Annotated in this window: 12 protein-coding genes and 1 pseudogene; 6 read left to right on the top strand and 7 right to left on the bottom strand. The window is 68.9% G+C overall.

Annotated features, from left to right (window positions below):
* Positions 1 to 458 precede the first annotated feature (458 nt).
* Positions 459 to 716: a hypothetical protein gene (locus tag EPD83_RS18755; RefSeq protein ID WP_165566994.1), complete on the bottom strand. Its 258-nt coding sequence runs from the start codon at positions 714 to 716 to the stop codon at positions 459 to 461.
* A 200-nt stretch (positions 717 to 916) separates the two neighbouring features.
* Positions 917 to 1,078 carry a hypothetical protein gene (locus EPD83_RS20470; RefSeq protein ID WP_205859613.1) on the bottom strand — a complete coding sequence of 54 codons (162 nt, stop codon included), beginning with the start codon at positions 1,076 to 1,078 and terminating at the stop codon, positions 917 to 919.
* Between the two features lie 191 nt (positions 1,079 to 1,269).
* On the opposite strand from EPD83_RS20470, the gene EPD83_RS18745 reads away from it, so the two are divergent.
* The gene (locus EPD83_RS18745) at positions 1,270 to 1,560 is read left to right on the top strand and encodes a transposase (protein WP_128368261.1); all 291 of its coding nucleotides are present in this window, start codon (positions 1,270 to 1,272) and stop codon (positions 1,558 to 1,560) included.
* Complete coding sequence (locus EPD83_RS18740; protein ID WP_128368262.1) at positions 1,557 to 2,429, top strand: IS3 family transposase; 873 nt, start codon at positions 1,557 to 1,559, stop codon at positions 2,427 to 2,429. Before EPD83_RS18745 ends, EPD83_RS18740 begins: the two co-directional genes overlap by 4 nt.
* Positions 2,430 to 2,460: 31 nt before the next feature.
* On the opposite strand, the pseudogene EPD83_RS18735 reads toward EPD83_RS18740, so the two are convergent.
* From EPD83_RS18735 to EPD83_RS18725, 3 genes and pseudogenes are all read right to left on the bottom strand, one after another.
* Positions 2,461 to 2,637: pseudogene (locus EPD83_RS18735) on the bottom strand (IS3 family transposase); the annotation flags it as partial.
* A gap of 74 nt (positions 2,638 to 2,711) precedes the next feature.
* Positions 2,712 to 4,121 carry a hypothetical protein gene (locus tag EPD83_RS18730; protein ID WP_128366558.1) on the bottom strand — a complete coding sequence of 470 codons (1,410 nt, stop codon included), beginning with the start codon at positions 4,119 to 4,121 and terminating at the stop codon, positions 2,712 to 2,714.
* Positions 4,122 to 4,158: 37 nt separating this feature from the next.
* On the bottom strand, positions 4,159 to 4,476 hold the full coding sequence (locus tag EPD83_RS18725) for a hypothetical protein (protein ID WP_128366559.1): 318 nt from the start codon (positions 4,474 to 4,476) through the stop codon (positions 4,159 to 4,161).
* Between the two features lie 985 nt (positions 4,477 to 5,461).
* Between EPD83_RS18725 and EPD83_RS18720 the strand changes: the two genes are divergently transcribed.
* From EPD83_RS18720 to EPD83_RS18710, 3 genes are all read left to right on the top strand, one after another.
* The gene (locus EPD83_RS18720; RefSeq protein ID WP_128366560.1) at positions 5,462 to 7,228 is read left to right on the top strand and encodes an SIR2 family protein; all 1,767 of its coding nucleotides are present in this window, start codon (positions 5,462 to 5,464) and stop codon (positions 7,226 to 7,228) included.
* Between the two features lie 209 nt (positions 7,229 to 7,437).
* A complete protein-coding gene (locus tag EPD83_RS18715) occupies positions 7,438 to 8,103 on the top strand; it encodes a hypothetical protein (RefSeq protein ID WP_128366561.1) in 666 nt (221 codons plus the stop codon).
* A complete protein-coding gene (locus EPD83_RS18710) occupies positions 8,063 to 9,166 on the top strand; it encodes a helix-turn-helix domain-containing protein (protein WP_235950721.1) in 1,104 nt (367 codons plus the stop codon). Before EPD83_RS18715 ends, EPD83_RS18710 begins: the two co-directional genes overlap by 41 nt.
* Before the next feature lie 194 nt (positions 9,167 to 9,360).
* Here the strand turns inward: EPD83_RS18710 and EPD83_RS21145 are convergent, their stop codons facing one another.
* Both EPD83_RS21145 and EPD83_RS18705 read right to left on the bottom strand, forming a co-directional pair.
* A complete protein-coding gene (locus EPD83_RS21145; RefSeq protein WP_456107195.1) occupies positions 9,361 to 9,549 on the bottom strand; it encodes a DUF7668 domain-containing protein in 189 nt (62 codons plus the stop codon).
* Between the two features lie 405 nt (positions 9,550 to 9,954).
* On the bottom strand, positions 9,955 to 10,308 hold the full coding sequence (locus EPD83_RS18705) for a hypothetical protein (protein ID WP_128368505.1): 354 nt from the start codon (positions 10,306 to 10,308) through the stop codon (positions 9,955 to 9,957).
* Between the two features lie 211 nt (positions 10,309 to 10,519).
* On the opposite strand from EPD83_RS18705, the gene EPD83_RS18700 reads away from it, so the two are divergent.
* Positions 10,520 to 11,377, top strand: a complete 858-nt coding sequence (locus EPD83_RS18700; protein ID WP_128368506.1) for a hypothetical protein — start codon at positions 10,520 to 10,522, stop codon at positions 11,375 to 11,377.
* Positions 11,378 to 11,639 lie beyond the last annotated feature (262 nt).

Here is an 11,639-nt window from a genome sequence, read left to right as displayed (position 1 = left end):
ATCGTTCCTTCTTCGGCTCTTTCGGCTTCGAGCTCACGCTCGGGATTGTCTCGGTCATCAGTGACCAACCCTTCCCGCCAGCCTCGCTGGCGTGTCAGGCCGGAAACACCGTTCAGCGGACAGTCCCAACCCTGAGGGTTCGGGGAGTCCGCGATGTCCTGAGACATCACACTGCGCGCCCGAAGGGATTCGAACCCCTAACCTTCTGATCCGTAGACCGCCGGCCAAGCGCCTGGAGCCGACCCGGCACGCCCACGGCCGACACCTCCTGCGCGTCAAAGTAGCAGGTCAGCCCAGTTCTGGCTTCGTTGTCGCGGCGGGTCGGCTCCTGTCACGTAGAGCCGCCTCGCCGATCGCGACGAGCCTTTTCGGGGCCATTTCTGGGCCAGCGCCCACCCACGTCCCGGCCGGAACGAGCCGTCGCGAACTCGATCGAACGGGACGCGGCGCGGCGTGCGTCACCAGGGTTGCAGGTGCGGGAGCAGCTGCTCCATCGCGGCGACGATGGCCGATGCCTTGGGCAGGTCCTCGGCGATGTCCTCACCGCTCAGCTCGGGGCTGTCCAGCCGCGGGTAGTCGGCGTCGTTGCGTGTTCGGCGCATCCGGCCGAACCTCCGCACCACGGTGCCGCTGCGGCCCAGCTGTGCCGCGACCGCGTCCTGGACGGCGACGTGCCCACCCTGGCTGGTGGCCCGCAGCCCTTGGACCGCCAGCACCACGGCCATCGACTTGCGGGCCGCCCCATAGAGAAGGTCGTGGCCGCCGGCGCGTCGTGGGCGTCGGTCTTGCGGTTATGCCCGGTGTCGAACAGCCGCACCCGCGCGGCCAGCTTCGCGGGCACCTCGACGACCCTCTCGCCGGCCTCGAGTAGCCGTTGCGCCAGCGGCCTCCCCACACCCTTGGCGCCTTCGACCGCCTAGCCCCGCTCCGGCCAGGTCTTGGCGTACCTGACCATCGCGGCATAGCCGGGCTTGTCGGTGGTGAACCGGCCACCGCCGAGCGCGTGCTCCTGGTCATCGACGACCTCGATCGTCGCCGGCAGGTTGCGGGGATCGACCCCGATGTTGACTCTCTCCACGCGCGTGCTCCCGCCTCGATCGGACCGAACAGGTCGGCGAGGTGGGCAGTGCTACTACGAGCAGGGCAGTCCCTTCTTGAGCCACGACTCGTCACGGTGACCGGCGGGCCGCAGCCCGACAGGAGCCGGAGCTTGACCCGCTTTTCCGGACACCTGAGCTGAGGCGATGATCGTCTCGGAGAGGAGTCTGGATGCCTGCACCGAAGCCGTTGGAGTTCCGTCGTCGGGCGGTCGAGCTGACCCGGGTGCCGGGTGCGTCGGTCGCGACGATCGCCAAGGACCTGGGGATCAGCGAGTCGTGTCTGCGCCGGTGGATGGCCAAGGACGACGTCGAGGCCGGCCGGCGTGAGGGCCTGACCTCGAGCGAGCATGAGGAGCTGGTCCGGTTGCGGCGTGAGAACCGCCGGCAGGCGATGGAGATCGAGATCCTCAAGCGGGCCTCGGCGTACTTCGCGCAGGAGAACGTGCTGCCCCCAAAATGAGCGCCCCGCTGGTCCGTGAGCTGGCCGCCGACGGGTATCCCGTCGCGGTGACCTGCGAGGTGCTGGGCATCGCCCGTTCCAGCTACTACGACGCCGTGGCCCGGCCGCCCTCGAAGCGGGCGGTCGCTGACGCCGAGCTGGCCGTCACGATCGAGCGCGTCCACACCGACTCGCACGGCACCTACGGTGCGCCGCGGGTGCACGCCGAGCTCAGGCTCGGGCTCGGCATCGCGTGCGGGCGCAAACGCGTGGCCCGGCTAATGCGCGAACGGGGCCTGGTCGGGGTGTGCCACCGCCGCAAGCGGGGGCACCGACCCGCGCCGGCCACGCACGAGGACCTGGTGCAACGGGTCTTCACCGCCGACGCCCCCGACCGGGTGTGGTTCACCGACATCACCCAACACCGCGCCAGCGACGGGTGGGTGTACTGCTGCGCGGTGATCGACGCCTACAGCCGGCGGATCGTGGGCTGGTCGATCGCCGACCACATCCGCACCGAGCTCGTCGTCGACGCCCTGGAGATGGCCCGCTGGCAACGCCGCCCGACACCCGGCACGATCCTGCACGCCGACCGCGGCTCCCAGTACACCTCCTGGGTCTTCGGCCACCGCCTCCGCGACGCCGGCCTCCTGGGGTTGATGGGCAGGGTCGCCTCCAGCGTGGACAACGCCCTGATCGAGTCGTTCTGGTCGACGATGCAGCGCGAGCTGCTCGACCGCCGCACCTGGCCCTCCCGGGTGCAGCTGGCCGCCGCGATCTTCGAGTGGATCGAAGGCTGGTACAACCCCCGGCGCCGGCACTCCACCCTCGGCTACCTCTCCCCACACGAGTACGAAGCCCTTCACACCGCCGCCATCACCGCGGCATGATCACCACACCGAAACCGTCCGGGAAACCGGGTCAGGCTCCCGCGTGAGTGGCCCGGTTGATGGTCTCAAACTCGATTGGAATGAGCTGTCCCAGGGCGCGTTCCCGGCGCCGGCGGTGGTAGCCGCGCTCGACCCAGGTGACGATGGTCAGACGCAGCTGCTCGAGGGTATCCCAGCGCCGAACGTTCAGGACGTTCTTCTGATGCAGGGAGGAGAGGTCTTCATGGAAAGGACCGAGCCTTGCCGACACCTCCTGGCAGCAGCCTCTTGCCGGACTGAGAATCATCGTTCGCAGCCGAAACTCGGCATCACCCCTCTTGCGGGGGACGGCAATCGGTCGTCGTGGCGGCGCCCCGACAATGCCTGCCGTTCCCCGGTTGCTCGGTCTGCGCTATCGGTGCTGCTTCGCGGAGAGCCGAGTGCCGAGTCAGCCCTGCGGGTCGTAGCAACGATGCGCTCTGACTGCTCCAGGAGGAGGGTGCGCACAGACTCTGGGAGGGCGATCCGTCGGCCGGTGGCCAGGTCCGCGGGGTCTACCCAGGGCACCTCGACGTCCGCTCCCAGGTGTGCCACCGCGAGGTCGTGAGCGCCAAGCGGGGCCACAACGAGACCGGGTTCCTGTAGTGCCTCGCGGACTGCGTTCGCGATGTCTGTGGCGGCCGCTGTCGAGCGCTGCAGTTCCCGCAGCGTGCGTTCGGGGCTGGTCCGTGCGGCGATGACCGCGGGGGCAGCCAGACCCGCCCCGTCGTGAGTGATCTCGTGCAGCGCGGCGCGCAGCTCGCCCGCTGCGAGCAGGAGCTTGCGCTCTCGCTGCCGGTCCCGACCCAGGAGCTGGCGCAGGTTCGCACCGAGCGCACCCCACTCTCGCTGGGTCTCGGCGGTCATAGGGGAGAACCGCCGGGAGCTTGAGGTCATGTCCGGCCGTGCGGCGGAGGCGATGACGCTCGTGGCGATCGCCAGCTCGACCTGGACCTGGACGACGGTCTCGATGTCGGCGGTGGTCGGTGCGCGTGCGAGCGTCCTGTGCGCTTGGACGTCCCAGCGGGCTACGGCATGGCTGAGGCGGCGCACCTCGGGGCTGTCTCGATGTTGCCCGTCCAGGGCAGTCGGCCAACTCCCGACGAGGTAGTGACCTGCGATCCGTTCCACCGTCGTGGCACGGTCCCGCGCGGCTCGGGCGTGGGTGACGGACTCTCCTCGCGATGTCGTGCGGCCACGGGAGCGGAGACCTTCGAGCTCGCGCACGTGGTGGGTCAGGGCGAGTGCCGTTGCGTGGGAGGCGACGTAAAGCGTGTGCATCAGCCGGGTCCGTGCCGCCGCGGCGTCGAGCTCGCCGGCGTCGGAGAGGGGCGCGGTCGGGTGTCGCCGCCCGCCGACGAGCTCAGCGACACGGGACAGCGACACGGCAACCTCCTCGAGCAAGGGGTCGCCGTCTCCCCCTCCGGGCCAGTGCGGATTCCGGTGGCTCGCCCGGGCATGGATCTGCTGCATGGCGGGATCGCGCGCCGGGTCGGGGATCGTGGCCCAGGCGTGCGCGGCGGCCTCGATGACCTCGCCCCACGTGCGCAGCCGAGGTTTGGCGTGTTCGGCGTCCACGTCCCACAGGGCGGATCGGGCGTGGATGTCCGCGTTGAGCAGCAGCTCGCCGACGCTGCGACCGTCTCCACCGGACTGCACCGCGGGGTCGCTCACGGCCGCACCGCGTCGGCCAGGCGTGCGATCTCGTGGATCAGTTGCGATGCTCCGGCGGAAACGCCTCTGCGTCGTGCGTCCGGGTGATCTTCTCGACCGCCAGCACCAGGCTCGCGAAGTCCCGCCGGTCCAGGTCTGCCGGGAGCTGGACGTCATCGAGCGACGCGCTCTGGCCGGCCGGGAGGAGGTGCTGTGCTGCTGACCCGAGGAGGTCCGCCCACAGGGCCAGCGAGTGTGCGGCCCGGTCGGTCTCGGCGCGGCGCATGCCCGCGTCGGATGCCTCGTACAGCAGCGCCACCACGGCTCGCCAGGCCTGTGCCGCGGACGTGGATGTGGACGTGCCGGTGCTGTCCATGGTGTTCCCCTCTCGGTCGGTACGCGCCCATCGAGCCAGGCCGCGGACGGCTGCTCACCGTTGCGGTCGTGATTTGGGGACGACCGGGCGGGTGTCAGCGCCCTGTGGACACTGGTCTCGATCGCCATAAGCGGCGAATGCCGGCCCAAAGGTCACGACGCCACGCGCCGGCGAGATGGGACCGGACTGAGCAAGACGGGAGGGGATTCTGATGGGTCGTCTGATCTGGAGGTGCATGGCGGTGGGCCCGGAGTTGATGGGCAGCGCCGTGCTGACCGTGATGTCTGGTGCTCTGCTGCCGGCGCCCTGAGGGCTCGCGCTGTTCGCGGTAAGCCTGGCCGCCGGAGGTCTGTGCCTGTCGGGCTCGGCGGAGCGGCTGGTTCTGCGAGTGGTGTTTCGCGCGCGTCCTCTTGACGATGTCGACCGGCGCGCCATCGCGCCCGTCCTGGTGCTGCTCTGCCGTCGCCGACTGGGTCCGCCGCTGGTCCAGGTGTGGGTGAGCCCCGGCGACCGTCGCACCGTGGCTGAACCCGTCGGTCGGCGCACCGTCGTGGTCGCCGGGGGCGTCCTCGACGAGCTGGACGAGGGGAGACTGACCCCGGCGCAGGTCGCCACGATGATCGGCCGCCCGGCCGGCTTGGTCCGCGACGGGTGGACTCGCTGCGACCTGGCGATCACGTGTGGTCTCTGCCCTGGCTACTGCTGCGTCACACCGCCCTCTGCCTGACTCGACCATTCATGCGCCTCCCAATCGTCGCGCTGACGTGGCAGCTGAGAGTGGTGGTCGTCGTGATCGCGGTCGTCCAGGCCGTGCAGCAGGGACCTGCAGGACAAGCGGATCTGCTTCCGGCTGGCGAGCGGCCGCTACGCCACGATCGTCCCGACCACGATCGCCGCCGACTCGGTGCAGGTAGCGGTTACGGTCTGGGAGGAGCCCTAGCAGCCAGCGCCCCTTCGACGCGCCCGACCACCCGAGTGAGGACCCATGGCCCCGATCGAGCCGGAGCTGTCGCTGGCGTTCGCGATGCACAGCTCCCCCGGCGCCTACGTGGCCCTCCTCGGCGCGGGCACGTCAGCCGCTGCCGGGATCTACGCGGCGTGGGAGATCCAGCAGGACCTGATCAGCAAGCTCGCAGCCGCTCGAGAACAGGCCCCGGAGGAGCCGTTCGCGTGGTTCCGGGAGACCTACGGGTCCGAGCCGAGCTACGACACCCTCCTCGACGAGCTCACCTCCACCCCACTCGCCCGGCAACAGCTGCTACGCGGCTACTTCGAGCCCGCACCCGAAGACCCGGACAACGCGCGCCAGCCCACCGCGGCGCACCACGCGCTGGCGCGGCTGTGCTCTCAGGGGCACATCCGGGTCGTGCTGACCACGAACTTCGACCACCTCGTCGAGACAGCCCTGCGCGCCGCCGGCATCGAACCGGTCGTTGCCAGCAGCCCCGCTGACCTCCACGGTCTCGCGCCCCTGCACACCATCGGCTGCCTGGTCGTGCACCTGCACGGCGACTACGTCCGCTCCGAGACGATGCTCAACACCCCCGCCGAGCTCGCCACCTACCCCGACGAGGTCAACACCTTCCTCGACCGGCTCTTCGACGACTACGGCCTCGTCATCGCCGGCTGGTCCGCGAAGTACGACCCCGCACTGCGCGAGGCGTGGAGCCGGACACCCAACCGCCGGTTCACCAGCTTCTGGGTCGACCCCTACCCGCTGACGGAGGCCGCCACCGACCTCGCCACCCGCCGAGGCGCCGTCGTCGTCCAGGGCGACGCCGGTGACTTCTTCACCCGGGTCGCCGACGCCGTGGCCAGCATCGCCGCGGCCGGCACCCGACACCCCGCGACCGCGGCGGCCGCCGTGAGCCTGACCAAGCGTCAGCTGGCCACCGAACCCACTCCGATCCGAGCCCACGACCTGCTGCGCGCCGAGCTCGCCAAGGTCGAGCGCTCCGAGACCGTCCACCCCCGCTCCTGGGAATCCCAGGACGTCCAGGCGGAGTACACCCGTCGCCTCCAGGTGCTCCTCGCCGACATCGACACAGCCGCTGCGCTCGTGGCGACCCTGGCGTACTGGGGGTCCGAACAGACAGACCGGTGGTGGACCAACGACATCGAACGTCTCGCGGTCCACCCGCACGTGAGTGGGAAGTCGTACCTGATCCGTCTGGCGATGGCGCCGGCCACCCTGCTGCTCTACACCGCCGGCACCGCGGCCGTGGCCGCCCACCGCTGGGACACCGCCACCCACCTGCTCACCGGCCTGCACGCCACCGACATCTTCAGCGGGACGACGTCGCTGCTGGCCGACATCGCGGCCCCGACCGAGACCCTCGGAGTCCAGCCCGGACGCACTACCTACGACTTCGTCCACCGAATCTGCCTCGAGCATCTCGCCCTCACCCACCCCGCGGTCCAGGACGCGTGGGAGAAGTTCGTCTACCTCGACCTCGTCGCCGCCCAAGTCCGCAAGCACCGCCGCCGCGAGCTCGGCGCGTTCGTCCGCGTCACCGACGTCGACGGCGCCGAGTACGTGCCCGTCCCGAGCGCCTGGCTACGGCGCACCCTCCAGCCCCCGTCGGAGCCGTGGGTCGGCGCCCTCGGCTCGCTCAGCGTCGTCGAGAACGCGAAGGAACAGACAGACGCCGCGCTGAAGCAGCGGGCCGACGAGTTGGCGTGGAAGCAGCTGCCTCATGGCGTCGCAGGAACCCTGCCCTCCGGGACCTGGCTGCCCGGCGACCTGCTCTAGTCGGCTCAGCCACCTGACCGTCGCAAACGCCGGACCCCGATTCTCACGCGGGATCCCCACTCCGGTCACCGGTCACCCTCTGGCTGACCGAATAACTCGCGGAGCGGGCCGGTGCCCGATCCGTTGCCGTGCGCGCGCCGTCGCCCGGTTGCGCCAGACTTCACCACAATCGTGGTAGCTTTACGCGCAACTCTTAGGAAGGGGAGACCATGGCCGCCCAATTCAACTCGCCGGATTCAAGGCCGGATCCCGAGGGGCGTCTCGCCGCCTTCGGCCTGTCGTCGGCTGATGTCCACACCGCGATGCGTCCGGGGGCTTCTCGCGCCAACAACCGCACCGCCCACGCACCCCGTTCTGCTCGCGGCACCGACATCTACCTTGACGGCATGGAGAACCTTTCCCAGATGCTGGCGAGTGCCGGCTGGCGCGAGGTCTACGTCGAGGGACAGCTGCGCCTCCTCCACCCCGATCACCTGATCTCCTTCACGATCGCCTCGGCGACGGGCGTCGGCCAGCTGACCGGGCCCTACCTCCAGCCGCACACCAACCGCAAGGGCAAGTCGACTCGCCAGTCCCTGCACCACGTCGACGACGGCACGATCAGTCTCTTCGAGGACGACGAGGATTTCGTCATTGAGTCCGTGCTGGTCGAAGCGGCCCTGGGTGCCGACCTGTGGTTCCTGCTTCACGAGCGCACCGACCGCGGGCTGCATCTGGAGTTCTCGCGACCGGCCGAGATGTCCAGCAGCGGTATCGTCAACGGTTGGGCCGAGCGCATCCCCCTGCCGTTCCTTGAGCTGGATGGTGACCTGTCGGTCTTCGACCAGCCCGACGATGGCGACGGCGATGTCGACGTTCCCGTCGAGCCTCGCTGACCTCGTCACACGACTGCTCAAGACCCGCGACATGTTCAACGCATCTCGCCTACGCTTGGCGCGCCAACGGCTTGGACTGACGCTCACGAAGCTCGCAGAGCAGAGCGGAGTCTCGCTGCGCTCGCTCACCAACTACGAGAACGACCGGCAGCCGCCCAGCGAAGAAAGCCTGGCCAAGCTCGCCCTAGCGCTGTCAGTGAGTCGCGCGTTCTTCGAGGGTGACTCGATTGAGCCCGTGCCGGTAGCCGCTGCCAGCTTTCGCAAACTCAGCAAGACGACGGCGACCCGCCGTGACGCCGTACTCGCCAACGCCGCACTGACGCTCGCCTTCTTCGATGCCATCGAGCAACGATTCAATCTGCCCGATCCCGACATCCCGTCACTCGACAAACTTGAGCCTGGGCAGGCCGCCGACCTCGTCCGACACCGCTGGAACTTGGGCGACCGCCCGATTCCCAACCTGCTCCACCTCCTGGAGTCGAAGGGCGTGCGCATCGCGGCGCTGCGCCACGAGTACAGCGACATCGACGCCTTCTGCTTCTGGCGCGACGCCGTCCCGTTCGTCTTCCTCAACACCGCTAAGTCGGCCGAGCGCCAGCGCTTCGATGCTGCCCACGAATTAGGCCACTTGGTGCTGCACGGCGAGGACGAGATGGAACCGAGCACTTCAAAAGTGCGCGAGGCCGAAGCCAACGCGTTCGCGGCCAACTTCCTGATGCCCCGCAGCGCCGTGCTGACCCACTCGATGCGCGGCGCCGGCCTAGAGCGGATTCTGGTGGCGCGGTCGTTCTGGAAGGTGTCCGCTATGGCTATGACGCACCGGCTGCACGAGCTGGAACTGCTCACACCGTGGCAGTACCGGTCGATGTGCATCTCCCTGTCCGACCAGGGCTACCGCACCACGGAACCGGGTGGCATCGTGCCGGAGACGTCACAGCTGCTGCGGAAGGTTATGTACGGCCGGGCGGCTCGGCTGACGATCAAGGACGCTGCCAGCGACCTCAATCTAGACGCACGTGACGTACGAGAGTTCGTACACAACCTCGTGCCGATCAGCGCGTAGCGACAGCACCCCGGGTGCGACCACTCCGGGCTCGGTGCCTACAATTGGCTTAGTGCCAACCTGCTCATGAACTACCCGGGCGCCCTTCGCTGTTGTGTTGACCCATGAGAGTTCGATGGTCCTCTGTCACGAATTTCAGAAGGTGCCGCATTCCGCTGCAAGACGGGCGCGCGCAATAGCCCAGTCGTTATCATTTATGGCACGAACACGAAATGGATGACGTACTCAAAGACGTCGTCTCCTTTAAGGACGCCGAGCTCCAGGACCAAGCCGCTGCGCCCCTCCCCCCGTGTCCACAGATCCACCAGGCATTCCCAGTGATCTCCCCACCACAGACATACCGACGTCTCCCAGGTCTCTTCGGGCAACGGCGCTAGAGTCACGTCGCCCTAGTCCCCCAATGATTCGACAAGCTGACGTGTCAGCTGCGGTGACGGCGGAGGCGGCGTTGCGTGTGGCGCCGATGATTCCGTTGCACTGCCCAAGAAGAACGGTCCGCACTGAATCCGGGAGCGGGATTCGACGGCCGGTGGCCAAGGCGCAAGGGTAGCGTGGGTTCCGTTGGCGTGCCCGGGCGTTGATCTGTTGCATGACGGGGTCACGGTCCGGGTCGGGGATCGCGGCCCAGGCGGACGCGGCCGCCTCGATGACCTCACCCCATGTGCGGAGCCTGGACTGGGCGTGGTCGGGACCGACGTACCACAGGGCGGATCGGGCGCGGGTGTCCGCGTTCAGCAGGAGCTCAGCAACACTACGACCGTCCCCGACGATCTGCACCGAAAGGTCGCTCACGGCGATACCTCGTCGGCCAGCCGTGCGATCTCACCAATCAGTCCCGATGCCCCGGGCGGAAAGTCCTCCAGGTGCTGCGACTGGGTGAGCTCCGTTGCCGCCACTACCAGGCTCGCGAAGTCGCGCTCCTCCAAGCCTTCGGGGAGCTCGACTTCATCGAGCGACTCACCCTGACTCGAAGGAAGAAGCTGCTGCGCTGCTGACGCGATGAGGTCCGCCCACAGGGCCGGGGAGTGCGTCGCCCGGTCGGTCTCGGCGCGGCGCATGCCCGCGTCGGATGCCTGGTACAGCAGCACGACCACTGCTCGCCAGGTCTGGGTCGCGGTCATGGATGTGTCCGGGCGGTTCATGCACGTTCCCTCTCAGCCGGGTCCCACTCCATCGAGCCAGTCCGCGGAGTGCTGATGACCGTCCCTGCCGTGATCTGGGGACGACCGGGTCGGCGTCAGAGCCCTGTGGACACTGGTCTCGATCGCCGTAAGCGGCGACCCTCGGTTCAGGAGTCACGACGCCATGTGTCAGGCCCGTCAGAGCGAACCGAGCGAGACGAGAGGGCCTCTGATGAGCCGGTGGATCTGGAAGGGGTTGGCGGTTGGCCCGGGCCTGATGGTCAGCACCGTGCTGACGTTGATGGCTGGCGCTCTGCTGCCGGCGCCCTGGGGACTCGCGCCGTTCGCGGTCGGCCTGGTTGCGGGAGGGCTGTGCCTGTCGGGCCGAGGGGAGTCGCTGGTCCTCCGAGTGGTGCTACGCGCCCGCCCTCTCCACGCCGCCGAACGGGACTCGATGAGGGCCGCCCTCACCCTCCTCTCTCAGAGCTATCTGGGTCCGCCACTGGTGCACGTGTGGGTGAGCCCTTCCGACCGTCGCACCGTGGCCGAAGCCGTCGGCCAGCGCACCGTCGTTGTCGCCGGCGGCGTCCTTGACGCGCTAGATGAGAGCCGGCTGACCCAGACGCAGGTCGCCGCGATGATCGGCCGCCCGGCCGGCCTGGTCCGCGACGGATGGGCGGGCCACGACGTGGCGATCACCGTCTGGTCATTCCCTTGGCTGCTGCTGCGAGCCATCATCCTTGGCGTCGCGGGGCCGTTCCTGCGCCTCCCTGTGGTCGCGCTGACGTGGCGGCTCAGAGTGGTGGTCATCGTCATCGCGGTCGTCCAAGCCGTGGAGCAGGGTCTGCCCTGGCTCGCCTGCCTCACCGGGCTATTCGGAGCGGTCAGCTACGCGACCCCGCTGACGCATCGTCGCTGGCGCGCCATGCTGCAGCTGGCCGGTGACCACGCGGTTCGCGAGGCCGGTCTCGCCGACCCGCCAGCACGGCCACGAAGCGGCGCCCGCACCCGGGTCCTGAGACGAGGGCATCGAGCGCTGCAGCCCTCCGGGAGATATGCGACCCCGGTCCGTCCGCTCCAGCCTCAATGAGACACCCCTAGGAGCTGCTGAGGTCCGCGACCGGCTACTGCCATGGCTCGGTCATGGAGCCACCTCGGTCTGCTCTGTCACCACGCGGGCCACGGAAATGGGCTTCCTCGGAGGCAGTATTCAGTCAGGCCCCAGGCCAGCAGTCGGACGGGTTCTGTATCAAATCGGCAGGAACTACTCAGCCGCTTCGCGCTCACCGAGACCGTGCGAGCGACCCCGCGTCTGACACGCCATGCCGGTCCGTCACGGCCCTGGCGGGGCG

The sequence above is a fragment of the Phycicoccus flavus genome (assembly GCF_004025965.2).
GTDB classification, from domain to species: Bacteria; Actinomycetota; Actinomycetes; order Actinomycetales; family Dermatophilaceae; genus Phycicoccus; species Phycicoccus flavus.
This window is presented reverse-complemented; position numbering and strand designations above follow the sequence as displayed.